The sequence below is a fragment of the Actinomyces slackii genome, assembly GCF_900637295.1.
GTDB classification, from domain to species: domain Bacteria; phylum Actinomycetota; class Actinomycetes; order Actinomycetales; family Actinomycetaceae; genus Actinomyces; species Actinomyces slackii.
Genome location: NZ_LR134363.1, coordinates 2,365,560 through 2,390,355, shown reverse-complemented (window position 1 = coordinate 2,390,355; position 24,796 = coordinate 2,365,560). Strand labels below are relative to the sequence as shown.

At 71.0% G+C, this 24,796-nt stretch carries 22 protein-coding genes; 19 read left to right on the top strand and 3 right to left on the bottom strand.

Going from position 1 to position 24,796, the window contains the following annotated elements:
* Positions 1–9: 9 nt before the first annotated feature.
* From EL266_RS09790 to nusB, 6 genes are all read left to right on the top strand, one after another.
* Complete coding sequence (locus EL266_RS09790; protein ID WP_232012008.1) at positions 10–975, top strand: shikimate dehydrogenase; 966 nt, start codon at positions 10–12, stop codon at positions 973–975.
* 47 nt (positions 976–1,022) lie between these two features.
* Positions 1,023–2,243, top strand: coding sequence for a chorismate synthase (gene aroC, locus EL266_RS09785; protein ID WP_026427473.1), 1,221 nt, complete (start codon positions 1,023–1,025; stop codon positions 2,241–2,243).
* A 13-nt stretch (positions 2,244–2,256) separates the two neighbouring features.
* The gene (gene aroB, locus EL266_RS09780) at positions 2,257–4,155 is read left to right on the top strand and encodes a 3-dehydroquinate synthase (RefSeq protein WP_026427472.1); all 1,899 of its coding nucleotides are present in this window, start codon (positions 2,257–2,259) and stop codon (positions 4,153–4,155) included.
* The gene (locus EL266_RS09775) at positions 4,152–4,685 is read left to right on the top strand and encodes a shikimate kinase (protein ID WP_026427471.1); all 534 of its coding nucleotides are present in this window, start codon (positions 4,152–4,154) and stop codon (positions 4,683–4,685) included. The genes aroB and EL266_RS09775 overlap by 4 nt, the downstream gene beginning before the upstream one ends.
* 108 nt (positions 4,686–4,793) lie before the next feature.
* Entirely contained in the window at positions 4,794–5,357 is a 564-nt protein-coding gene (gene efp, locus EL266_RS09770; RefSeq protein WP_026427470.1) for an elongation factor P, read from the top strand.
* Complete coding sequence (nusB, locus tag EL266_RS09765; RefSeq protein ID WP_084500957.1) at positions 5,357–5,950, top strand: transcription antitermination factor NusB; 594 nt, start codon at positions 5,357–5,359, stop codon at positions 5,948–5,950. Before efp ends, nusB begins: the two co-directional genes overlap by 1 nt.
* Positions 5,951–6,003: 53 nt before the next feature.
* Here the strand turns inward: nusB and EL266_RS09760 are convergent, their stop codons facing one another.
* A complete protein-coding gene (locus tag EL266_RS09760) occupies positions 6,004–6,705 on the bottom strand; it encodes an FMN-binding negative transcriptional regulator (RefSeq protein ID WP_051281328.1) in 702 nt (233 codons plus the stop codon).
* A 62-nt stretch (positions 6,706–6,767) separates the two neighbouring features.
* Here EL266_RS09760 and EL266_RS09755 point away from each other — a divergent pair, with 62 nt between their 5' ends.
* From EL266_RS09755 to EL266_RS09695, 13 genes are all read left to right on the top strand, one after another.
* Positions 6,768–7,649, top strand: coding sequence for an SDR family oxidoreductase (locus EL266_RS09755; RefSeq protein ID WP_084500955.1), 882 nt, complete (start codon positions 6,768–6,770; stop codon positions 7,647–7,649).
* Positions 7,650–7,865: 216 nt separating this feature from the next.
* Positions 7,866–8,483 carry a bifunctional pyr operon transcriptional regulator/uracil phosphoribosyltransferase PyrR gene (gene pyrR, locus EL266_RS09750; protein ID WP_026427467.1) on the top strand — a complete coding sequence of 206 codons (618 nt, stop codon included), beginning with the start codon at positions 7,866–7,868 and terminating at the stop codon, positions 8,481–8,483.
* Positions 8,480–9,469, top strand: a complete 990-nt coding sequence (locus EL266_RS09745; protein ID WP_026427466.1) for an aspartate carbamoyltransferase catalytic subunit — start codon at positions 8,480–8,482, stop codon at positions 9,467–9,469. The genes pyrR and EL266_RS09745 overlap by 4 nt, the downstream gene beginning before the upstream one ends.
* Positions 9,466–10,773, top strand: a complete 1,308-nt coding sequence (locus EL266_RS09740; RefSeq protein ID WP_026427465.1) for a dihydroorotase — start codon at positions 9,466–9,468, stop codon at positions 10,771–10,773. The genes EL266_RS09745 and EL266_RS09740 overlap by 4 nt, the downstream gene beginning before the upstream one ends.
* A 1-nt stretch (position 10,774) precedes the next feature.
* Complete coding sequence (carA, locus tag EL266_RS09735; RefSeq protein ID WP_051281327.1) at positions 10,775–12,013, top strand: glutamine-hydrolyzing carbamoyl-phosphate synthase small subunit; 1,239 nt, start codon at positions 10,775–10,777, stop codon at positions 12,011–12,013.
* A gap of 1 nt (position 12,014) precedes the next feature.
* Positions 12,015–15,350 (top strand): carbamoyl-phosphate synthase large subunit, encoded by a 3,336-nt coding sequence (gene carB, locus EL266_RS09730; RefSeq protein WP_026427463.1) that lies wholly within the window; start codon positions 12,015–12,017, stop codon positions 15,348–15,350.
* Positions 15,350–16,234, top strand: a complete 885-nt coding sequence (gene pyrF, locus EL266_RS09725; protein ID WP_051281347.1) for an orotidine-5'-phosphate decarboxylase — start codon at positions 15,350–15,352, stop codon at positions 16,232–16,234. Before carB ends, pyrF begins: the two co-directional genes overlap by 1 nt.
* Before the next feature lie 123 nt (positions 16,235–16,357).
* Positions 16,358–16,669, top strand: coding sequence for an integration host factor, actinobacterial type (gene mihF, locus EL266_RS09720; RefSeq protein ID WP_026427461.1), 312 nt, complete (start codon positions 16,358–16,360; stop codon positions 16,667–16,669).
* Positions 16,670–16,822: 153 nt separating this feature from the next.
* Positions 16,823–17,422 (top strand): guanylate kinase, encoded by a 600-nt coding sequence (gmk, locus tag EL266_RS09715; protein WP_026427460.1) that lies wholly within the window; start codon positions 16,823–16,825, stop codon positions 17,420–17,422.
* Positions 17,423–17,467: 45 nt separating this feature from the next.
* Complete coding sequence (gene rpoZ / locus EL266_RS09710) at positions 17,468–17,869, top strand: DNA-directed RNA polymerase subunit omega (RefSeq protein ID WP_026427459.1); 402 nt, start codon at positions 17,468–17,470, stop codon at positions 17,867–17,869.
* Positions 17,870–17,887: 18 nt separating this feature from the next.
* Positions 17,888–19,210 carry a bifunctional phosphopantothenoylcysteine decarboxylase/phosphopantothenate--cysteine ligase CoaBC gene (gene coaBC / locus EL266_RS09705; protein ID WP_034515200.1) on the top strand — a complete coding sequence of 441 codons (1,323 nt, stop codon included), beginning with the start codon at positions 17,888–17,890 and terminating at the stop codon, positions 19,208–19,210.
* A gap of 44 nt (positions 19,211–19,254) precedes the next feature.
* Positions 19,255–20,460: a methionine adenosyltransferase gene (metK, locus tag EL266_RS09700; protein WP_026427458.1), complete on the top strand. Its 1,206-nt coding sequence runs from the start codon at positions 19,255–19,257 to the stop codon at positions 20,458–20,460.
* Between the two features lie 23 nt (positions 20,461–20,483).
* Positions 20,484–22,538 carry a primosomal protein N' family DNA-binding protein gene (locus tag EL266_RS09695; RefSeq protein WP_197719306.1) on the top strand — a complete coding sequence of 685 codons (2,055 nt, stop codon included), beginning with the start codon at positions 20,484–20,486 and terminating at the stop codon, positions 22,536–22,538.
* Between the two features lie 32 nt (positions 22,539–22,570).
* Here the strand turns inward: EL266_RS09695 and EL266_RS09690 are convergent, their stop codons facing one another.
* Both EL266_RS09690 and EL266_RS09685 read right to left on the bottom strand, forming a co-directional pair.
* Positions 22,571–23,254 carry a TetR/AcrR family transcriptional regulator gene (locus EL266_RS09690; RefSeq protein WP_232012007.1) on the bottom strand — a complete coding sequence of 228 codons (684 nt, stop codon included), beginning with the start codon at positions 23,252–23,254 and terminating at the stop codon, positions 22,571–22,573.
* Between the two features lie 87 nt (positions 23,255–23,341).
* A complete protein-coding gene (locus tag EL266_RS09685; protein WP_026427456.1) occupies positions 23,342–24,712 on the bottom strand; it encodes an MFS transporter in 1,371 nt (456 codons plus the stop codon).
* Positions 24,713–24,796 lie beyond the last annotated feature (84 nt).

Here is a 24,796-nt window from a genome sequence, read left to right as displayed (position 1 = left end):
GGAGTCATCATGGCCATGACACAGGATCCGGGACCGGGCGGCGGGCGGCTGCTGACGCACCGGGCGGCGGTGATCGGGCAGCCGGTGACCCACTCCCTGTCCCCGGTGCTCCACCGCGCCGCCTACGCGGACCTGGGCCTGGAGGACTGGCATTACGGGACGCGGGAGGTCGTCCCCGACGGGCTGGCCGGCCTGCTCGCCGATGTCGCCGCCCCCGCCGGGCCGGGCCCGGAGTGGGCGGGGCTGAGCGTGACGATGCCCCACAAGCAGGTGATCGCCAGCATGCTCGACGTCGTCGACCCCCTGGCCCGGACCGTCGGGGCGATCAACACCGTGGTGGCCCAGCGCTCGGGTCGCGGCCCGGCACTGCTGGCGGGCTTCAACACCGACGTGGCCGGCATCGTCCAGGCCCTGCGCGAGACGCGAATGGCCGCCGCGGGGGCCCGCGCCGGTCGGGACTGGGGCAGCGCCCTCATCCTGGGCTCGGGCGCAACCGCGTGCTCGGCCGTGGCAGCGCTCAGCGAGGTAGGGGTCGGCTCCATCGCCGTGGCGGCCCGCAGGCACGCCGGTCCGCGACGGGCCGCCGCTGCCGCCCACCGCATGGGCGTGGCCATCGAGACCCTCGACTGGCAGCCCGGGCGGGCCGGCTCCGATGAGGCCCTGGCCAGGCGCATGGCCGGATGCGGCGTCGTGGTCTCCACCCTGCCCTCCCGGGGGGCCGATGACCTGGCCGGGGTCCTGGCCCGGCAGCTGTCCGTGCGGCCATGCGCGAGTGGAGCCGTCCTGCTCGACGTCGCCTACGATCCCTGGCCCTCGGCCCTCGCGGCCGCCTGGCACGCGGCAGGAGGAGCCGTGGCCCCCGGATGGCTCATGCTGCTGCACCAGGCGGTGGACCAGGTCAGGCTCTTCACCGGGCACAGCCCGCGCCTCGAGCCCATGCGCCAGGCCCTCCTCCTGGCCCTCCAGGCGCGCTGACCTCCCGGTGGGCGGAGGCCAGGCGCGGATATGGGATGATCGGCGTCATGCTTCGATGGATGACCGCCGGTGAGTCTCACGGCGAGGCCCTGACCGCCATGATCGACGGCGTGCCCGCCGGCATCGAGATGACAAGCGAGATGATCCGCGCCGCACTCGCCCGGCGCCGCCTGGGGCACGGCCGCGGCGCTCGCCAGGCCTTCGAGCGCGACGAGCTGAGGGTCCTGGGCGGCATCCGCCACGGCAGGACCCTGGGAAGCCCCATCAGCCTGCTGATCGGCAACTCCGAGTGGCCCAAGTGGTCGACGGTCATGAGCCCCGACCCGGTGGATCCCGCCGAGCTGCTCATCGATGCGGGCACCGGTGATGAGCGCGAGATCGCCCGGAACCGGCCCCTGACCAAGCCCCGGCCCGGCCACGCCGATCTGCCCGGCATCCTCAAGTACGACCTTCCCGACGCCCGCGGGGTCCTGGAGCGGGCATCGGCGCGCGAGACTGCGGCCCGGGTGGCCCTGGGCGCGGTGGCCGAGGCCCTCCTGGAGCAGATCGCCGGCATCCGCCTGGTCAGCCATGTGGTGCGCATCGGCACGGTGGCCCTGCCCGAGGACGCCCCGGCCCCCGGCCCCGCGGACGGCGAGCGCCTGGACGCCGATCCCGTGCGCTGCACGGACCCGGCCACCAGCGCCGCCATGGTCGCCCACATCGACGCGGCCAAGAAGGCCGGCGACACGCTGGGAGGCGTGGTCGAGGTCATCGCCGAGGGCGTCCCGGTGGGCCTGGGCTCCCACGTGGCGGCCGACCGCAGGCTGGATGCGCGCCTGGCCGCCGCGCTCATGGGGATCCAGGCCGTCAAGGGCGTGGAGATCGGCGAGGGCTTCGCCCAGGCGGCCCTGCCGGGCTCCCAGGCTCACGACGAGATCCTGTCCGTCGACCAGGGGCGGATCGAGCGGGCATCCAATCGGGCCGGCGGGATCGAGGGGGGAATCTCCAACGGCTCGCCGCTTCGCGTGCGGGCCGCCTACAAGCCGATCTCCACCGTCCCGCGTGCCCTGCGCACCATCGACCTGGCCACGGGCCAGGAGGCCACCGGCCTGCACCAGCGCTCAGACACCTGCGCCGTCGTTCCCGGCGCCGTCATCGCCCAGGCCATGGTGGCCCTGGTCCTGGCCGATGCGCTGCTGGACAAGACCGGGGGCGACAGCCTGCCCGAGTCCCGGCGTAACCTGGAGGCCTACCTGGCGCGCACCGCCGCGCGCACCCAGTGGTGAGGAGTGCACAATCATGTCCTGGCATCACATGCCCGAGATCGCCCTGAGCGATGACCAGCTTCCCCTTGTCCTGGTGGGACTGCCCGGGGCGGGCAAGACCACCGTCGCGCGCCTGCTCGCCCAAGCACTGGGGGTCCAGGTCACCGACACCGACGCCGAGATCCGGCGTCGGGCGCGCATGACGATCCCGGAGATCTTCGCCACCGAGGGCGAGGAGGGCTTCCGGGATCGGGAGTACCGGGCCATGCTGGCCGTCCTCGACTCGCCTGCCGCGGCCCAGGGCGTCATCGCCCTGGGCGGGGGAGCCGTGCTGCGCCAGAGCAATCGCCGGCTGCTGTCGGGGCGCACCGTCATCCATCTCAGCGCATCCCCGGCCACCGCCGCCGCTCATGTGGGCGACGGCGCCGGCAGGCCCGTGGTCAAGCCCGGCGCCGACTCCGACCAGGCCCGGGCGGCCCAGGAGGGCCCCGGCGGCGCCACCCCCGATGCGATCCTGGCCCTGATGGAGACCCTGCACGAGCAGCGCTTCCCGCTCTACACCGAGGTCGCCTCCCTGACCGTTCCCACCGACGGGCTCAGCCCCCAGCAGGTCGCCGCCCTCATCCTGGTCGCCCTGGGAGCCGACGCCCCCCAGACGGCTCGGGCCCTGTCCGCCATGGGAGCCACCAAGCATCAGCGCTCCGGCGAGCCGGCGAGCGAGCCGGCGCCCACCACCCGGGCCGCCCCTGCTCCAGGAGCCAGGAGCCGCCGAGCCGAGGCGGAGGGGCACGGCCTGATCACGCCGGAGCTGCCCGGGGTCGACGCCCACGGGAGACGGCGCATTCAGGTCGGCGGTCCGGCCCCCTACGAGGTGGTCATCGGCCACGACCTGACGCCTCAGCTCATCGAGGCGGTCGCCCAGGCCCCCGGGCGCGGAGCCGGGGGCGTGGCCATCATCCACAGCGCCTCGCTGGACGCCGCAGCCGGGGCCTGCCAGGCGGCACTGAGCGAGTCGGGGCTGCGCGTGAACAGCATCGAGGCGCCCGACGGCGAGCAGGCCAAGACCACGGCCGTCCTGGACCGGATCTGGGGCGAGCTGGGGCAGATGCGCATGGGCCGTGACGGCCTCATCGTGGGCCTGGGAGGAGGGGCGATCACGGATCTGGCCGGCTTCGCCGCAGCGACCTGGCTGCGCGGCGTGCCCGTCGTTCAGGCCCCCACGAGCCTGCTGGCCATGGTCGACGCCGCAGTGGGCGGCAAGACGGGGATCAACGCCGAGGCGGGCAAGAACCTCGTGGGCGCCTTCCACACCCCGGCCGCTGTCATCGCCGACCTTCGGGCCCTGGAGACCCTGCCCGTCGAGGAGCTGAGGGCGGGACTGGGTGAGGTCATCAAATGCGGCTTCATCGCCGACCCCGTCATCCTCGACCGGATCCTGGCCGACCCCGCCGACTGCCTGGTGTGGGACTCGCCGGTGCTGGCCGAGCTGGTGGCCCGCTGCGTGGCGGTCAAGGCCGCCGTCGTCTCCCAGGACCTGGCCGAGGCCGGCCTGCGCGAGATCCTCAACTACGGGCACACCTACGCCCATGCCGTCGAGCGGCTCACCGATTACACCTGGCGCCATGGGGAGGCGGTGGCCGTGGGCTGCGTCTTCGCCGCCGAGGCCGCCAACCGCGCCGGCCGCCTGGACTCCGACGCCCTGGCGCTGCACCGCCAGGCCCTTAGCGCCGTCGGCCTGCCCACGACCTTCCCTCAGGGGGCGGGGCGCTGGCGGGAGATGGCGCAGATCATGGGCTCGGACAAGAAGGTGCGCGCCGGAGGACTGCGCATGGTTCTTCTCGACGCCATCGCCCATCCGGTGCGCTGCGCCGCCCCCGAGGAGGCGCTTCTGGAGCACGCCCACCAGGCCGTCACCCAGGAGGCGGCATCGTGACAACGGCGGCCGGCATCATCCTGACCGGCCCTCCCGGCGCCGGCTGCAGCAGCGTCGGCCGCGCCCTGGCGGAGCTGACCGGCTCACCGCTGGCCGACCTCGCCGAACTGACCGCCGATGCCCTGGGCGTCGAGCCGGGCACGGCGCTGGTCGCCGTCCCCGAGCCCGACTACCGGCGCACCGAGTCCGCCACGGCGCTGCTGGCGCTGGAGCAGGTCCTTGCCCAGGGCGCCGTCCTGGCCCTGGGGTCCGGATGCCTGGGCGATGAGACGGTGCGCAGCGCGCTGATCCAGGCACGTGATCGTGGTGCTCGCATCATCGCCCTGGGCGCCCCCATCCGCGTCCTGACCTCCCGCAACGGCCTGGACGCGCCGCGCTCGGTGGCGCTGGGCCCCGTCCACCACCAGTTCACCCAGATGCTCAGGGCCCGCGAGGCCGCCTGCCGGGACGTGGCCGAGACCGTGATCAGCACCGCCTCGACCAGCCCTGAGCAGACCGCCGCTGCCATCATCGGCCTGCTCGGCGCCTGAGCCAGGCCCCCGTGACCCGCCTGACACGCAGCGCCCCGAGGGGCGGTTGCGCCGACGCGGTAGACTCCGCTCATCCGTCCACGTCACCCAACAGTGAGGAATCCGCCTGTGGCAACAACGAATGACCTGAAGAACGGCCTGGTGCTCAACCTCGAGGGACAGTTGTGGCAGGTGGTTGAGTTCCAGCACGTCAAGCCCGGCAAGGGCCCGGCCTTCGTGCGCACCAAGCTCAAGAACGTCCTGTCGGGCAAGACCGTGGACAAGACCTTCAACGCCGGCCTCAAGGTCGAGACCGCCACCGTGGACCGCCGCGACATGCAGTACCTGTACAAGGACGGCGAGGACTACGTCTTCATGGACACCACCAGCTACGAGCAGACCTATGTGCCTGCCTCCACGGTGGGGGAGGCCGCCACCTTCATGCTGGAGAATCAGGATGTCATCGTGGCCTTCCACGAGGAGACCGTGCTCTTCGTCGAGCTGCCCGCCTCGGTGGTCCTGACCGTCTCCCACACCGAGCCCGGCCTGCAGGGCGACCGCTCCTCGGCGGGAACCAAGCCCGCCACTGTTGAGACCGGCGCTGAGATCCAGGTGCCGCTCTTCCTCAACACCGGGGACAAGGTCAAGGTGGACACCCGCTCGGGCACCTACATCTCCCGCGTCACCGACTGATGGCCCAGGACCTCCCTGATGCCGGGCGGCCCGGCGCCCCGGCGCTCAGCGCCGAGGGTGCCGAGGGTGCCGAGTCGTCTCCCGACGCACCCGAGCCGAGGACGAGTGCCATCAAGCATCCGGTGACGGCTCGCACCAAGGCCCGGCGCCGCGCCGTCGAGATCCTCTACGAGGCCGATCAGCGCGGCATGATCCCCGCCAGGCGCAGTGGGCGGGATGAGCAGGACCCGGCCTCGGATGCCGGCCAGCGCTTGCGCGACTTCGCCGCCGAGCGGGCACTGCACTCGGCCAACCACACCGAGGCGCCCGCGTACACCCGGGAGATCCTGGCCGGCCTGGCGGATCATCTCGAGCAGGTCGATGAGACCATCGAGACCTATGCCCAGGGGTGGACGCTGGGGCGCATGCCCGCCGTGGACCGCGCCATCGCCCGCATCGCCACGTGGGAGATCGTCCACAACGATGAGATCGACCCGCCGGTGGCCGTCGATGAGGCGATGACGCTGAGCCGCATGCTCTCCACCGACGACTCACCCCGCTTCCTCGGCGGCCTCCTGGGCCGCATCGGCGATCTGGCGGAGACCCTGAGGTAGGACCCAGGCGGGGGAGCGCGCAGCCGGGCGGGGCTCCTGCGGGCCCCGCGCCCTCAGGGAGTGCGCCCCGACGGTCGGCCCGTGATACTCGTGATACCACTGACCGCCGCTCGCGCGCCCTCAAGGCGCTCGATCGTGGCGAATCGCTGCTCGGCGTAGGGAAGGCTGACATCCCGCAGGAAGTCCACCATCGTGGTCTGCCCCTGCTCCTCAAGCGCCTCCATCAGGCTGCGGATGTCATCGGGGTGGCGGTTCTGGCTCATCTTGGCCTTGCCCTCGATGTGCTCGACCTCCACCTCCACCGCGACGATGGCCCGGGCCATGGCCTCCAGGTTGTCCTGGCCGACCGCATCGAGGGTCGCGGCCGACTCCATCCTCAGCGTCAGCTCGCGGGCGGCCTCCAGGGCCGCCCGCGGGTCCTGGCTGATCCTCATCGGACCGCGCACGTGGAGGGTGATGTAGTCCCAGGTCGGCACATTGGCCTTGACGGCGTTGGTCGCGTACCAGTGGGGGGAGACGTAGGCATCGGCCTCATCGAGGATGACCAGCGCCCGGCCCAGGGCCGGCTGCTTGGCCTGCGGGTTGTTGCGCACCAGGTGGGTGATGAGGGCGCCCCGATCCTCATCGAGGTAGAAGGGCACGAGGGTGGCGGCCGGCCCGTCCTCATGAGCGGTCACCAGATTGCCCACCCGCACCTGGGACAGCAGCGCGGTGGCATAGTCCTGGGGAAGGCTGAAGTGGCGCGGGACATACATGCCCCGATGCTAACGGTTGCGGCCCACTCCCAGATGCGCCGGTGGTGTGCTACAAACGGGGCATGAGCGCAGTGACGCAGGCCGCATCCATGCCCATCATCGCCGTGACCGGCGCCACGGGGAAGATCGGCGGGATGGTGGTCGATCTGCTGCGCGCCCGTGGTCTGAGCCCCCGGCTGCTGGTGCGCGATGCCTCCCGGGCGCCGCAGTGGGCTGATGACGTGGCTGTGGCCGAGTATGGCGACCGGCCCGCGGTGCGCGCGGCGCTGGAGGGAGTGGATGCCCTGCTCATGGTCTCGGCCGCCGAATCCGAGGACAGACTGGAGCAGCACCGCGCCTTCATCGCCGAGGCCGCGGCCGCGGGCGTGCGCCATGTCGTCTACACCTCCTTCCTGGCGGCCTCGCCCCGGGCCACCTTCACGCTCTCGCGCACCCACTGGCACACAGAGCAGGCCCTGCGGGACTCGGGCATGGCCTTCACCTTCCTGCGCGACTCCTTCTACGCCGATTTCTTCATCGAGCTCGCCGCGGAGGGAGCCATCACCGGCCCGGCGGGACAGGGCCGGGTGGCGGCCGTGGCCCGGGACGACGTCGCCGCCTGCGCCGCCGCCGTACTGCTCGACCTGGCATCGGGGAAGGGCGACCATGCCGGCGCCGCCTACGACCTGACCGGTCCCGAGGCCTTCACCATGGCCCAGGCGGCCCAGATCATCTCCGAGGTCACCGGGCGCCCGGTGACCTACCACGAGGAGACAGTCGAGGAGGCTTATGCCTCGCGCGCCCACTACGGCGCTGCGGACTGGGAGGTTGAGGCCTGGGTGAGCACGTACACCGCTATCGCCTCGGGCGAGCTGTCAGCGGTCAGCGACGACGTCGAGCGCCTGACGGGGCGTCAGCCCCTGTCGCTGGCCGACGTGCTGCGCCAGCGCTCCGGATCCCGCTGAGCACCGCGCCCACCCGCGCTAGGTATCCTCCCTGGGCGCGATCCTCCATGCCCTGGGCCTTCATCTTGTCCATGGTCGCAATCGTGTGATCAAGGCCCCGCACCGACCCGCTCCCAGATGGCGGTCGCGGCGCGCGCCCCGGTTCCTCGGGCGCTAGAGTGGCGCCTGCCAGACATCCTTTAAATCCGTCCTGTGAGGCGGGGAAGGGGGCCTCTCATGGCCGAACATCTGTCAGGCGCCGCTGGCGCACCACCCCAGGGCAAGGGCATTCTCGGCCCGCCCGACATCGCCCGCTCCCTGTTGCGCATCGCGCACGAGATTCTGGAGCACAACGGCGGGGGCAAGGACATCGTGGTCCTGGGCATTCCCAGCGGCGGAGTGCCGCTGGCCCGCAGGCTCATCGAGGCCCTCGCCGTCGCCGCGGCCAAGGAGCCCGAGGGCGCACCCGCAGTCGACATTCCCGTGGGCACGCTGGACATCACCATGTACCGCGATGATCTGGGACGCCACCCCATCCGCGTCCCGAGCCCCACCCGCATCCCCGAGACCGGCATCGACGACAAGATCGTCATCCTGGTCGACGACGTCCTGTACTCCGGGCGCACCATCCGCGCGGCCCTGGACGCCCTGGGCGCCATCGGGCGGCCGCGCGCCGTCCAGCTCGCCGTCCTGGTGGACCGCGGGCACCGCGAGTTGCCGATCCGCGCGGACTACGTGGGCAAGAACCTGCCCACCTCCCGCTCGGAGAAGGTCGTGGTCTCGCTGACCGAGCTCGGCGCGCAGGAGGACGCCGTGACCATCATCCCCGCCAGCGCTCAGGAGGCCACCCGATGAAGCACCTGCTCTCCGCCAAGGACCTGAGTCACGACGAGGTCGTCATGGTCCTGGACACCGCCGAGGCCATGGCCGCGACTCAGCGCCAGGCCGTCAAGAAGCTGCCGACCCTGCGCGGCAAGACCGTGGTCAACCTCTTCTTCGAGGACTCCACCCGCACCCGCCTGTCCTTCGAGGCGGCGGCCAAGCGCCTGAGCGCCGATGTCATCAACTTCTCGGCCAAGGGCTCCTCACTGTCCAAGGGCGAGTCCCTCAAGGACACCGCCCAGACCCTCCAGGCCATGGGGGCCGACGCCGTCGTGGTGCGCCACAGCGCCTCCGGCGCCGCCCACCTGCTGGCCCACGCCGGCTGGATCGACGCCCCCGTGCTCAACGCGGGAGACGGCACCCACCAGCACCCCACCCAGTCGCTGCTGGATGCCATGACCCTGCGCCGCTGGTACGACCCGACCAGCCCCGGCGGGGCCGACGGATCCCCGGCGCCACGGGGACGAGACCTGGCCGGGGCGCGGGTCATCATCGTCGGTGATGTCCTGCACTCGCGCGTGGCCCGCTCCAATGTGGACATGCTCGCCGCGCTCGGCGCCGAGGTCACCCTGGTGGCCCCGCCCACCCTCCTGCCCGTGGGCATGGAGAACTGGCCCTGCGCGGTGTCCTACGACCTGGATGCCTCCATCGCCGAGCTGCGCCCTGACGCCGTCATGATGCTGCGCGTCCAGCGCGAGCGCATGAGCGCCGCGGGCGGGGGCTTCTTCCCCAGCCCGGCCGAGTACGCGCGTGCCTACGGCCTGGACCTGGCCCGCCGCCGGGCCATGCCCGACCACGCCATCGTCATGCACCCCGGCCCGATGAACCGTGGCCTGGAGATCACCGCCGAGGCCGCCGATGACCCGCGCTCGCGCATCATCGAGCAGGTCGGCAACGGCGTCTCCGTGCGCATGGCCGCCCTCTACCTCCTCCTCGCCGACGAAGGGAACCAGCTGTGACCTCCCACCTCCTGACAGGCCTGCGCCCCTACGGCGAGGACCCCACCGACATCCTCATCACCGACGGGACCATTGCCGCGATCGGGCCCCAGGCCCGCGCCGACGCCCCCGAGGGCACCACCACCCACGACCTCGCCGGGCTGGTCGCCCTGCCCGGCCTGGTCGACATCCACACCCATCTGCGCGAGCCCGGCGGTGAGAGCGCCGAGACGATCTTCTCCGGCACCCGCGCCGCCGCGGTGGGCGGCTACACGGCGGTCTTCGCCATGGCCAACACCGACCCGGTCCAGGACTCCGCCGGCGTGGTCGAGCAGGTCCTTCGCCTGGGTCGTCAGGCCGGCTGGGTCGACGTCCACCCCGTGGGCGCGGTCTCGGCGGGGCTGCGCGGCGAGCAGCTCTCCGAGATGGGCGCCATGGCCGCCAGCGAGGCCCGCGTGCGGGTCTTCTCCGATGACGGCAAGTGCGTGTGGGACCCCGTCCTCATGCGCCGGGCGCTGGAGTACGTCAAGGCCTTCGACGGCGTCATCGCCCAGCACGCCCAGGACCCGCGCCTGACCGAGGGCGCACAGATGCATGAGGGCGCCCTGTCCGCAGAGCTGGGCCTGCGCGGCTGGCCGGCCGTGGCCGAGGAGTCCATCATCGCCCGTGACGTGCTCCTGGCCGAGCATGTGGGCTCGCGCCTCCACGTCTGCCACGTCTCGACCGCCGGCAGCGTGGAGATCATCCGCTGGGCCAAGTCCCGTGGGATCCAGGTCACCGCGGAGGTCACCCCCCACCACCTGCTCCTGACCGATGAGCTGGCGCGCACCTACTCGCCGCTGTACAAGGTCAACCCGCCACTGCGCACCAGCGGTGATGTCGAGGCCCTGCGCGAGGCCCTGGCCGACGGGACCATCGACGTGGTGGGCACCGACCACGCCCCCCACCCGGTGGAGGACAAGGACTGCGAGTGGGCCGCCGGCGCCTTCGGCATGACCGGCCTGGAGACCGCCCTGAGCGTGCTCATCGAGACCATGATCTCCACCGGCCGCATGAGCTGGCGCGACCTGGCTCGGGCCATGTCCGAGGTTCCCGCGCGCATCGGATCGCTGGAGGATCAGGGCAGGGGCATCGAGGTCGGCGCCCCGGCCAACCTGACCGTGGTTGACCCCGAGGTGCGCCGCACCGTCGACGGCGCCGCCCAGTGGACGCACTCCACCAACACCCCGTACGCGGGAATGGAGCTTCCCGGACAGGTCAAGGCCACCTTCCTCCACGGGCGCCCCACCGTCCTGGAGGGCCTGCCCGTCGAGCGGGACGCCTGAGATGTCGACCGCGGGGACGCCACCCGATGCGCGCACCCGCTCCACCGCCCTGCTCGTGCTGGAGGACGGCTACGTCCTGTGCGGCAAGGCCTACGGCGCGTCGGGTCGCGCCCTCGGTGAGATCGTCTTCAACACCGGCATGACCGGATACCAGGAGACCCTCACCGACCCCTCGTACCACCGCCAGATCGTCGTCATGACCGCCCCGCACGTCGGCAACACGGGCGTCAATGACGAGGACCCAGAATCCTCACGGATCTGGGTGGCGGGGTACGTGGTGCGCGACCCGGCGCGCCGCGCCTCCTCCTGGCGGGCCCGCCGCGAGCTGGAGGACGAGCTGCGCGGGGCCGCAGTGGTGGGGGTGTGCGAGATCGACACCCGGGCATTGACCCGGCACCTGCGCGAGCGCGGGGCCATGCGCGCCGGCATCTTCTCCGGCGCGGCACTGCCGGCCGGGGCCGACGACCCCGCCGGCCCCTCCGCGGCGGCGGTGGAGATCTGCCTGCACGCGGTGCGCAGCGCGCCCCTCATGGCCGGGCAGGCCCTCGCCGCGGAGGTGAGCACCCCGCGGGGCTACGTCGTCGAGCCCTCAGGGGACTTCGCCGGCAGGGAGCCCGTGGCGGTGGTCGCCGCCGTGGACCTCGGCATCAAGGCCCGCACCCCCTTCCAGCTGGCCGAACGGGGCGTGCGCGTCCACGTCATGCCCCAGTCGACGACCCTGGCCGAACTGCTCGCCCTGGAGCCCGACGGCGTCTTCTTCTCCAACGGCCCGGGCGATCCATCCACAGCGGGCCATGAAGTCGACCTGCTGCGCGGCGTGCTCGACGCGGGAATCCCCTTCTTCGGGATCTGCCTGGGCAACCAGATCCTGGGCCGGGCCCTGGGGTACGGCACCTACAAGCTCGCCTACGGGCACCGCGGCGTCAACCAGCCGGTGCTCGATCGGGCCACCGGCCGGGTTGAGATCACCGCCCACAACCACGGCTTCGCCGTCGACGCCCCCATCGAGGCGCCCTCGGTCTCGCCCTATGATTCCGGCCGCTACGGGCGCGTCGAGGTCTCCCACCTCGGTCTCAACGACGGCGTTGTCGAGGGCCTGCGGGCCCTGGACCTGCCGGCCTTCTCCGTCCAATACCACCCCGAGGCGGCCGCGGGACCGCACGACGGCGAGCACCTCTTCGACCGCTTCGTCGATCTCATGGTCTCCCATCGCGCCGACCACCGCCAGGAGGCCCCCTGACATGCCCTTGCGCACCGACATCACCTCTGTGCTGGTCATCGGATCGGGACCAATCGTCATCGGGCAGGCCTGCGAGTTCGACTACTCGGGTACCCAGGCCTGCCGGGTCCTGCGCGCCGAAGGCATCCGCGTCATCCTCGTCAACTCCAACCCGGCCACGATCATGACCGACCCGGAGCTGGCCGACGCCACCTACGTCGAGCCCATCACCCCGGAGGTCGTCGCCTCCATCATCGCCATGGAGAGGCCCGACGCCCTCCTGCCCACCCTGGGCGGTCAAACCGCCCTCAACACGGCTATGAGTCTGGTGGAATCCGGTGTGCTGGAGCGCTACGGCGTAGAGCTCATCGGCGCCAGCGCCCATGCCATCAACGCAGGGGAGGACCGTGAGGCCTTCAAGGCCGTCGTCGAGCGCTGCGGCGCCGAGGTCGCCCGCTCGGTCATCGCCCACACGATGGAGGAGTGCCGGGCGGGCGTGGCGGAACTCGGCGGATACCCGGTCGTCGTGCGCCCCTCCTTCACCATGGGCGGACTGGGCTCCGGAGTGGCCTTCGACGAGGCCGACCTGGATCGGATCTGCGGACAGGGCCTGGCGGCCTCCCGCACCACCGAGGTGCTCCTGGAGGAATCCATCCTGGGCTGGAAGGAGTACGAGCTGGAGCTCATGCGCGACACCGCCGACAACGTCGTCGTCGTGTGCTCCATCGAGAATCTCGACCCGGTCGGGGTGCACACGGGCGACTCCGTCACGGTGGCTCCGGCTCTGACCCTGACCGACCGCGAGATGCAGCGGCTGCGGGACGTGGGCATCGCCGTCATCCGTGAAGTCGGGGTGGATACCGGCGGCTGCAACATCCAGTTCGCCGTCGACCCCGCCACGGGACGGATCATCGTCATCGAGATGAACCCCCGCGTGTCGCGCTCCAGCGCCCTGGCATCGAAGGCCACCGGATTCCCCATCGCCAAGATCGCCGTGCGCCTGGCGGTGGGCTACACCCTCGATGAGATCCCCAACGACATCACCGGTTCGACTCCAGCCTCCTTCGAACCGACCCTGGACTACGTCGTCGTCAAGGTGCCGCGCTTCGCCTTCGAGAAGTTCCGCGGAGCCGATCCGACCCTGACCACCACGATGAAATCCGTTGGCGAGGCCATGGGCGTGGGCCGCTGCTTCACCGAGGCCCTGCAGAAGGCCATGCGCTCCATCGACAAGAAGGGCGCGGCCTTCCACTGGGACGGCCCGCCCCCGGGGCCCGAGGAAACCGCCGAGCTCGTGGCCGGGCTGGCCGTTGCCACCGAAGGGCGACTCGTCGACCTCCAGCAGGCGCTGCGTGGCGGGGCCGATCTCGGCCAGATCCACGAGCGCACCCGCATCGACCCCTGGTTCCTCGACCAGATGCTGCTCCTGGAGGAGATCGCTCGGGAGCTGCGCGAGGCGCCGGCCCTGACCCGCGACATCCTCACCACCGCGAAGCGACATGGTTTCTCCGACGCCCAGGTGGCCGCGCTGCGGGGCATGGGGGAGGACACCATCCGTGAACTGCGCCACGCCTTCGGTCTGCGGCCCGTGTACAAGACCGTCGACACCTGCGCCGCCGAATTCGCCGCGCGCACGCCCTACCACTATTCGACCTACGACACCGAAACCGAGGTGGCACCGCACCGGCGCGAAGCGGTCCTCATCCTGGGCTCGGGGCCCAACCGGATCGGCCAGGGCATCGAGTTCGACTACTCCTGCGTTCACGCCACCATGGCCCTGGCCGAGGATTACGAGACGGTCATGGTCAACTGCAACCCGGAGACGGTCTCCACCGACTACGATGTCTCGGATCGCCTCTACGTCGAGCCTCTGACCTTCGAGGACGTCATGGAGGTCTATGAGGCGGAAGCGGCGGCCGGCCCGGTCGCCGGTGTGATCGTGCAACTGGGCGGCCAAACCCCCTTGTCCCTGGCCGCCCGGCTGCAATCCGCCGGCGTGCCGGTGCTGGGCACGAGCCCCGAGGCCATCCACATGGCCGAGGACCGGGAGGCCTTCAGCGTCGTCCTGGACGCTGCGGGGCTGCCTGCTCCCGCGCACGGCACCGCCATGTCTGACGCTCAGGCCCTGGCGGTGGCGCGGTCGGTGGGCTACCCCGTGCTCGTGCGCCCCAGCTACGTCCTGGGGGGACGGGGCATGGAGATCGTCTACACCGCCGAGGGCCTTGGCGACTACCTGCACCGCGCCGCCGAGGAGACCGGCGGGGCCTGGACCAGTGGCCCATTGCTCATCGACCGCTTCCTCGACGACGCCATCGAGATCGACGTCGACGCCCTCTACGACGGCACCGAGCTCTTCCTGGGCGGAGTCATGGAGCACATCGAGGAGGCGGGCATCCACTCGGGCGACTCGGCCTGCGTGCTGCCGCCCATGAGCCTGTCGGATGTCGAGATCACCCGGATCCGCCACTCCACCGAGGCGATCGCCGCTGCCGTCGGCGTGCGCGGACTGATCAACATTCAGTTCGCGCTCATGAGTGACACCCTCTACGTCATCGAGGCCAACCCACGGGCGAGCCGCACCGTGCCCTTCGTCTCCAAGGCCACGGGCGTCCAGCTCGCCAAGGCCGCCTCCCTGGTCATGGTCGGCCACTCCATCGCCTCCCTACGGGAATCGGGCGTGCTGCCCGGCGTCGACGCCGGGGTCTCCGACCCGCGCGACCCCATCGCCGTCAAAGAGGCGGTGCTGCCCTTCAAACGCTTCCGCACCCCCGAGGGCAGGGTCGTCGACACGGTCCTGGGCCCCGAGATGCGATCCACCGGGGAGGTCATGGGGTACGACGTCGACTTCCCACGGGCCTTCGCCAAGTCCCAGGACGGCGCCTACGGCGGCCTGCCCGATGAGGGCACCCTGTTCGTCTCCGTGGCGGACCGCGACAAGCGGGATGTCATCCTCCCGGTGGCGCGCCTGGCGGAGATGGGCTTCACCGTCCTGGCCACCGCCGGCACCGCCCAGGTGCTGCGCCGCAACGGCATCCCGGCGGCCGCCGTGCGCAAGGTCAGTCAGGGCGCCGGCGACCATGGAGAGATGACCATCGTGGACCTCATCGAGTCCGACATGATCGACATGGTCGTCAACACCCCGCGCGGGCAGGGGGCGCGCGCCGACGGGTACTCCATTCGCGCGGCCACCACCAGCGCCGGCAAGCCGATCATCACCACGGTTCACCAGCTGCAGGCCGCCGTCCAGGCCCTCGAGGCGCAGCTGCGCGGCCCGCTGCGGGTGCGCAGCCTCCAAAGCCACAACTCCGACCGCGCGGCGCGCCGCGCCAAGACGACCACGCAGGAGGATGTCGCGTGATCCAGGACCACGAAGCCTTCCCGGGCACTCCGGGCACTCTGCCCTTCGGCGCCCGTCTCAGTGAGGCCATGGACGCTCACGGTCCCCTGTGCGTGGGAATCGACCCTCATCCCGGACTGCTGCGCGCCTGGGGCCTGGCCGACTCACCCGCGGGTCTGCGCGACTTCACCCTGCGCACCACCGAGGCGCTGGCCGGGAGGGTGGCCGCGGTCAAGCCGCAGTCGGCCTTCTTCGAGCGCCACGGCAGCGCGGGCATCGCTGTTCTGGAGGAGGCGCTGGCCGCCCTTCGAGATGGCGGAACCCTGTCCATCCTGGATGTCAAGCGCGGCGATATCGGCTCCACGATGGCCGGCTACGCCCAGGCCTACCTGGGCGATGGCCCCCTGGCCGCCGACGCCGTGACCCTGGCTCCCTACCTGGGCTACGGGGCCCTGGCCCCCGCCCTGGAGCTGGCCGAGAGCAACCAGCGGGGTGTGTTCGTCCTGGCCCTGACCTCCAACCCTGAGGGGGCCGCGGTCCAGCACGCCCGCGACCCGCAGGGCCTGCCCGTGGCCCGTTCCATCGCCGAGGCCGCGGGAATCTCCAACGCCCCGGCGCGCGCAGCCGGGATCCTGGGCAGCGTGGGCCTGGTGGTGGGAGCGACCATCGGCAGCGCGGTGGCCGATCTGGGCATCGACCTGCGGGCCAGTGGCGGTGCGCTCCTGGCCCCCGGCGTGGGGGCCCAGGGCGCCGGGGCACGGGAGCTGGAGCGGGTCTTCGGGGCGGCGCGCCGCCAGGTCCTGGCCTCAACCTCCCGGGCGGTGCTGGGAGCGGGCCCGGGCATCGAGGATCTGCGCGCTGCTGCGGCATCGGCGGCTGCGGAGGCCCATTCCGCGCTGCGCTGAGGCGCACCGAGCGCAACAATCCTACTCAAGGGGGATTTCGCGGCGCGCTCGCGCTGCGGAAACCTCTCAACAGTTTTATCCTGGTGTTGTGTGTCACCGACGATGAGGTTAAGGAGGACACTCATGGCGCTTCCCACGCTGACACCAGAACAGAGGAGCGAGGCACTGAGGAAGGCTGCCGCTGCGCGCCTTCGACGTGCCGAGGTCAAGGCCGAGCTCAAGAGCGGGACGATGAGACTCTCGGAGTTCTTCGAGGCCGCGGATCGCGAGGAGGTGCTGGCCAAGATGAAGGTCAAGGCCCTCCTGCTCTCCCTGCCCCGGGTGGGGGTGACCACCGCAGATGCCATCCTCACCGAGGTGCGCATCGCCGAGTCCCGCCGCGTCCGTGGTCTTGGGGCCAACCAGCGGGCGGAGCTCATCAGCCGATTCGGCTGATCTCACAGGCTCCGTGCCGGGAGGATGAGGCAGCCCCCTCCCGGCACGGATTATCGACGCAGGGCGGCTCCTCTTCGCAACGGCGCGCAGATCATGGGATCACGCCCTGAGTCGCGCTGGCACGGTGTCCTCGCCATGGGCCATCATGTGCCCATGACCCATGCCTCTCATCGGGCTGCGCCCCCTGGCCATGACGGTGCGGCCCGGCTGACCGTGCTGGCCGGTCCCACCGCCGTCGGCAAGGGAACGATCGTGGCCGAGCTGCGGCGTCGCCACCCCGGGCTCTTCGTGTCGGTCTCCGCCACCACCCGCAGTCCTCGCTGCGGGGAGATCGACGGGACCCACTACCACTTCATCAGCGATGAGGAGTTCGACGCGCTCGTCGATGACGAGCAGATGCTCGAATGGGCCACCGTCCACGGCTGCCACCGCTATGGCACGCCCAGGCGCCCCGTCATCCAGCGCCTTGAGGCCGGGGCTCCCGCACTGCTGGAGATCGACCTGGCCGGTGCCCGGCAGGTGCGAGCGGCCATGCCCGATGCCCGCCTGGTCTTCATCGCTCCTCCCAGCTGGGAGGAGCTCGTCTCCCGGCTGGTCGGCCGGGGCACTGAGGGCCAGCGCGAGCAGGAGCGGCGCCTGGCCACCGCCCGGGTTGAGATGGAGGCCGCAGGCGAGTTCGACCACACCGTGATCAACGACTCCGTGGCACGTGCCACGGATGAGATCGAGTCCCTCATGGGACTCAGGGGCTAGACTGTCCCGGCGCAGCATCTACCCTCAAGAACCGGAGTCACACACATGCTCGGAACCTCACCCCAGCCCGAGGGCATCACCAACCCGCCGATCGACGACCTCCTGGCGAAGGTCGACTCCAAGTACGGCCTGGTGGTGGAGGCGGCCAAGCGCGCCCGGCAGATCAACACCTACACCCAGCAGCTCGAGGACAACCAGTTCGAGTTCTTCGGCCCCCTGGTCGAGACCGAGTTGGAGGAGAAGTCCCTGGGCATCGCACTGCGCGAGATCGCGGCGGACAAGCTCGAGGTCATTCCCGGGGATGTCGCCCGCGCCCGCCGCGCCGAGGCCGAGGAGGCCCGTCGCGCCGCGGAGGAGGACATGTTCTCCGACATCGACCTGGACGCCCCCCTCTCCCTGGGAGACTCCGAGGCTGAGACCACCAGCCTGGACGACATCGAGTTCTAGGCACGGGCGCCCACGCCAATGCAGGCGCATTCCTCGCCCCGCAGGGGCACCGCGCGCATCGTCCTGGGGGTCTCCGGCTCCATCTCGGCCTACAAGGCCCCTTTCATCATCCGGCAGCTGCGCGAGGCGGGGCACGAGGTCAAGGTGGTGGCCACGCAGTCCGCGCTGCGCTTCATCGGCGCCCCAGCGCTGGCCGCGATCAGCGGGCAGCCCATCGCCAGCGGCATCTTCGAGGATCCCGCCGCCGTCGAGCATGTGGCGGTGGCCGAGTGGGCCGACCTGGTGGTCGTCGCTCCCGCCTCAGCAGACCTCATCGCCCGGGTCAGGGCGGGCCGGGCCGATGACATGCTCACGGCCACCCTTCTCACCACCGCGGCGCCGGTGCTCATCGCCCCAGCCATGCACACCCAGATGTGGCTCAACGCCGCCACCCAGGAGAACGTCAGCCGGCTCCGCAGCCGCGGCCTGATGGTCATGGACCCCGATGACGGGCCCCTGACCGGAAAGGACTCGGGTCTTGGCCGCCTGCCCGAGCCCGAGCGGATCGTCCACGAGGCCCTGGCCCTGCTCAGACGCGCGACGGCTCCAGCCGGCCCCGCCCACCCGGGGGCGCCGGACCTGACAGGCCGGCACATCGTGGTCTCCGCAGGAGGCACCCGAGAGCCGATCGACCCGGTGCGATTCCTGGGCAACTGGTCCTCGGGGAGGCAGGGCTGCGCCCTTGCCGCAGCGGCGGCGCAGTGCGGGGCGCGCGTCACCCTGGTGCAGGCGCATGTCAGCCCCGAGCTGCTGGCGGCCCTGCCCGCGCGAGTGGAGACCGTCCCGGCGGGAACCGCCCTGGAGATGGAGGCCGCCGTGCGTCGGGCCGCGACGGATGCCGATGCCGTCATCATGGCCGCCGCCGTCGCCGATCACCGACCCGCCCGCGTGGCCGCCACCAAGATCAAGAAGCATGACGCCGCAGACGGTCCAGACGGTCCAGCCGCCTCACCTGCTGCGATCGACCTGACGGAGAATCCGGACATTCTGGCCGGCCTGGTTGCCGATCCGCCCCGGCCCGGCCAGATCGTCATGGGATTCGCCGCCGAGACCGGCGACGAGGCCGCCGGGGTGCTGGAGCACGGCGCGGCCAAGGCCCGGCGCAAGGGCGCGGACCTCCTGGCCGTCAACCAGGTCGGGGGCGGGCGCGGATTCGGCGAGGTGCCCAACAGCGTCATCGTGCTGGACCGCAAGGGCGAGCGTGTCGCGCAGGCCCAGGGGAGCAAGGAGGACGTCGCCCGCGCGCTGATCGCCCTGATCGGCGAGCGCCTGGACGGTGGTCCAGGGTCCGCCCCCGTGTGACACGCCACCGATTGTTGTCGGTGCCGCATGGTTACCATTGCCGAGTGACATCATCTCTGCGCCTGTTCACCTCCGAATCCGTCACTGAGGGACACCCCGATAAAATCTGCGACCGGGTCTCCGACGCGATTCTGGATGCCATCCTCGAGCAGGACCCCACCGCGCGCGTGGCAGTGGAGACGATGGTGACAACCGGCCTGGTGCATGTGGCCGGCGAGGTCACCACCGAGCGCGCCTATGTCGAGATCCCCGAGATCGTTCGCTCCGAGATCACGCGGATCGGCTACACCTCCTCCGATGTGTGCTTCGACGGCCGCTCCTGCGGCGTGTCAGTCTCCATCGGTCAGCAGTCCCCGGATATCGCCGCCGGCGTGGACAAGGCCCTGGAGGCGCGGGTCGATGCTCAGGCCATTGATCCTCTTGACCTTCAGGGCGCCGGGGACCAGGGCCTCATGTTCGGCTACGCCTGTGATGAGACCTCCGCCCTCATGCCCGCCCCGATTCATCTGGCCCACCGCCTGGCCGAGCGCCTGGCCGAGGTTCGCAAGAGAGGAATCGTGGAGGGCCTGCGCCCCGACGGCAAGACCCAGGTGACCATCGGATACGACGGCGATCGCGCCGTCAGTCTGGAGACCGTGGTCGTGTCCACCCAGCACGATGAGAACCGCAGTCGCGCCTGGCTCACCGATGCCATCTCCTCCCAGGTCATCGCCCCGGTTCTTCAGGAGCAGGCGGCCCAGGGCCTGGAGCTGGACGCCTCCTCCATGGACCTGCTGGTCAACCCCTCCGGGCAGTTCGTCATCGGCGGACCGGTTGGGGATGCCGGCCTGACCGGACGCAAGATCATCGTGGACACCTATGGGGGCATGTCCCGTCACGGAGGCGGCGCCTTCTCGGGCAAGGACCCCTCCAAGGTGGACCGCTCGGCCTCCTACGCCATGCGCTGGGTGGCCAAGAACGTCGTGGCGGCGGGCCTGGCGCGCCGCTGCGAGATCCAGGTGGCCTATGCGATCGGCTCGGCGCGACCCGTGGGCCTGTACGTGGAGACCTTCGGCACCGAGTCAGTGGCCCCCGCTCGCATCCAGGCCGCCGTCGAGGAGGTCTTCGACCTGCGGCCCGCGGCCATCGTGCGCGACCTGGACCTGCTGCGCCCCATCTACCGGGCCACCAGTGTCTACGGGCACTTCGGCCGTCCCGGCTTCGCCTGGGAGGCCACGGACCGCGTCGAGGCCCTGCGCCAGGCGGTGTGATCGGCGAGTATGGGGGAGTCGCCATGGGGCTGAGCGGGGGAGCGGGGCTGAGTGAGCCGGCCCCGCTCGGCACCCAGGGCGAGCTCTTGGACATTCCCGAGGCGTCCTCGCGCACCGTGCGCGTTGCGGGCGTGGACCGTCCCGTGGCGCGCGTGCTGCTGGACTCCTCGGTGCCGCATCTGGACCGTGTCTTCGACTACGCCGTGCCCGCGGAGCTCGCCGAGCAGGCCCGCCCCGGCACGCAGGTGATGGTGCGCTTCGGCGGTCAGGAGATGCGCGGATGGGTGTGGGAGCGCGCCTCGACCACCACCCACCTGGGGCTGTTGACTCAGGTGCGGCGGGTGGTCTCCGATCTGCCGGTGCTGCCCGAGGCCTCCAGGCGCCTCATCGATGCCCTGGCAGCGCGTCAGGCGGGCATTCGTGCTGATCTTGTGCGCCTGGCCGTCCCTCAGCGTCATGCCACCACCGAGGCCGCCATGCGCGATCAGGCCCCGGTCCGCCTGGCCACCTGGCAGGCCCCCCAGCCCGCCGTCTGGGAGTCCTATGACGGCGGCCCGCAGTTCCTCAGCGAGCTGGCCGACGGCGGTGCCCCCCGTGGCGCCTGGTGCGCGCTGCCCCCGGGTGGCTCGGGCGCCCGGGCGCAATGCCTGGCCCTTGCCGTGCGTGCAGCCCTGGCCGGCGATCGTGGCGTGCTCATCGTGGTGGCGACCACCGACCAGGCCGATGAGCTGGCCGATTCGCTGAGCGGCGCCCTTCAGGACGAGGACGTCGTCGTCCTGTCCGCCGAGCACGGGCCCGCTCGACGCTACCGGGCCTTTCTCAAGCTGCTGCTGGGGCGCTCCCGCGTTGTGGTGGGCACGCGCGCCGCAGCCTTCGCCCCGGTTCATCGCCTGGGACTGGCCGTCATCTGGGATGACGGCGACCACCGCCTCGATGAGCGCCGCGCCCCCTATGTCCACGCGCGCACGGTGCTGGCGCTGCGCTCCTCCCTGGAGGGCGCCGGGCTCCTCCTGGCCGGGTACACCCGCACCGTGGAGGCCCAGTCCCTCGTTGAGCAGGGATGGTGCGCTGACCTGCTGGCCCCCAGGGAGCTCAGGCGCCAATGCGCCCCGAGGATCGAGGTTCCCGGTCTTCCCGAGCTGGATGCCGAGGGCGCCTCAGGATCGGCGCGCATCCCCTCCCTGGCGCACCGGCTCCTCAAGGAAGGGCTGACCGAGGGCCCGGTTCTGGTCCAGGTGCCCCGATCCGGATACGCCCCCATGGTCGCCTGCGCCGATTGCCGCACTGCGGCGCGCTGCAGGCACTGCGGCGGACCGCTGGCGATGCTCCGCGACCACAGGACCTTCTGCCGCTGGTGCGCCAGGCCCCAAGGAGCCTGGACCTGCACCGAATGCGGCGGGCAGGCACTGCGCATGGTAGTGGTCGGCTCGACGCGCACCGGTGAGGAGCTGGGCAGGGCACTGCCAGGCACCCCGGTGGTGATCTCGGGTGCCAGGGAGGACCACGGCGTGCTGCGCTCGGTCGACGACTCGCCCCGGTTGGTCGTGGCCACCCCGGGCGCTGAGCCCGTGGCTCAGGGAGGCTACCGGGCCGTGCTGCTGCTCGACGGCGCGGCGCTGTCAGCCCGGGCGGATCTTGGTGCGGGCAGTGAGGCCTTGCGGCGCTGGACGAATGCGGCCGTGCTCGCGCGACCCGATGCTCGAGTCATGCTCCTGGGCCATCCCGATCAGACGGTGTCCCAGGCCTTCCTGCGCTGGGATCATGCCGGATACGCGAGTCGTGAACTGGCTGACAGGGCCGAGCTCCACCTGCCGCCGGCCTGGCGGGCCGCCAGGATCGATGGCCCGCAGCGCGAGGTGGAGAGCCTGGCCGCACAACTATCGAGCGGCTTCGAGGTGCTGGGGCCAGTCATGCCCCGCCGCGAGCCCGCCCAGGCGCCGACGGCGCGGGCGCTGGTCAGAGCGCCCCTGTCCCGCGGCCACGACCTGGCCAGGGCCCTGCTCCTGGCCATGCGGGAGCGCTCCATCAGGCGCGAGGAGCCGGTGCGCGTCGAGGTGGATCCCACCGTGCTGTGGTGAGCTGTGGTGAGCCATGGTGAGCTGGGTGAGGCTCAGGTGCTGCGGGTCTCCACGACCTGCGGCACCGGCAGACCGTTGGCCGCGCTGATGAGGATGGTCAGGTACTGCGCAGCGGTGGCGCGCACGTCACGGCCTTCGCTCAGGGCCGTGACAGCGGCGCCGTCGACCACCGCGATGACCATCTCGGGCTCCACAGGACTGCCCAGGTGTTCCAGGACCCGGGAGACGGCGGCATTGAGGCGCTGGCGCCCCTCGCGGTAGGCCTGCTCCACCGGGGCCGAGGTCCCCGCGGCGATCAGCTGAAGGTAGTGGCCCATATAGGGACCCTGCGCGGGAAGGGTGGCTCGCAGCAGGTGGGAGACCCGCTGCTCGATGCGCAGCGGCCCGGACAGGGACTCGACCTGGTCGGCCACGCGCTCCGCGCGGGCGGCCCACAGCGAGATATTGTGCAGGCCCGCGTGGTGGAGCAGGTCATCGAGGCCCTTGAAGTAGTAGGTGGTGGCAGACAGCGAGCATCCCGCCCGTTTTGCCACGCTGCGGTGGCTGACCCCCGATGGCCCGGACTCTCGTAGTTGTGCCGCAGCGGCCTCGATGATGGCCTGCCGGCGGTCGTTTCCCCGGGGAGTCGTGCCCGAGTCCGGTAGACCGGAATCGGGCACGACCTGCGTGAGGGCGGTTGTCTCCATGATCTCCTCCGTTATCGTGGCATCAACCATGACGGCCATCGTAGGCCGGAGCCCTGCAGCGTTCCTGGTGAGCGCGCTGATGTCTCAGCCGCTGGTCCCAGGGCGTGTCATCGTCACCTACTCATCCGAGGCGCCCTCGCCGACGGCCTCGGTGAGCTCGGAGCCATGAATGACCCGGGACTTGACGATCGCGATCATCGCGATGATCGCAACGGCAGTCAGGTAGAAGGCGGGCACCAGGGTGACGCCAGTGACCTTGATGAGCCACGTGACGATGAGCGGCGTGGTTCCACCCAGCAGGGCATTGGCACCGTTGAAGGACAGGGCGAATCCGGAGTAGCGGACATTGGTGGGGAAGGACTCGGCCAGGAAGGTGGCCAGGGTGCCGTCATTGGCCGTGAGGATGAGAGCGAAGACGATCTGGCATGCGATGACCACCCAGAGCATCCCGGCGGCATGCGTCATGACGTAGAAGAGCGGCACGGTCAGGACGATGAAGGCCACGCAGGCCGCGATGAGCATCTTGCGGCGCCCGAAGGAGTCCGAGAGATGCCCCATGAAGAAGATCGCGGCGATGTAGACCGTGAGCATGATCGAGGTGGCCATGGTCGCGGTGTCCTGGCTGAAGCCGAGCTCCTCATGGACGTAGGTGGGCATGTAGCTCAGCAGCATGTAGAAGGCCACGGCATTGAGACAGGACACGCCGAAGGTGATGAGGACGTCACCGAGGTGGTTGTAGGCGAGGAGACGCAGCGGCTCGGCCCAGTTGGAGGACTTGGGCTCTGAGGGCAGCTCCTCGACCATGGCCTGGTAGACGGGGGAGTCCTCCAGGTGGACACGGATGTAGCGGCCGATGAGACCCAGGGGCCCGGCCAGCAGGAAGGGGATCCGCCAGCCCCAGGACTGCATGGCGGCATCATCCATGACGACGAGCATGCCCGAGACCATGAGGGAGCCGGCCAGCAGGCCCGTGGCGGTGGAGGCGGGAACCAGGCTGGTGTACATGCCCCGCTTGGAGGCAGGGGCGTACTCCGCCAGGAAGGTGCCGGCTCCGGCGTACTCCCCGGAGGCCGAGAAGCCCTGGACCATGCGCAGGAGGAGAAGAAGGATCGCGGCCCACCAGCCGATAGCGGCGAATCCGGGCAGGATGCCGATGAGGAAGGTCGATCCGGACATGATGAGGATGGACCAGGACAGCGCCCAGCGGCGGCCCCAGCGGTCTCCCCAGGCGCCCCACACGACGGCTCCCACGGGGCGCAGGATGAAGGACATGGCGAACACCGCGAAGGCGGACAGTGTCTGAAGCCCGGACTCCGACTCGGGGAAGAAGACGCGACCGATGATCACAGCGAGGTAGCCGTAGGAGGCGTAGTCGAACCACTCGATGAAGTTGCCGATGAAGCTGGCCTTGGCGGCGCGGCTCAGCGCAACCGCCCTCTCATGCTCATCTGGGTGAGTCGCGTGCTGATGGTTGGCATTGGTACTCATGTTGGTGCTCTCTACCGTGCAGGATGCAATCATGTGGGCGCGCATGGCGCTCCAAGGCTGGATGCGGCAGGCGCCGGTGCCTGC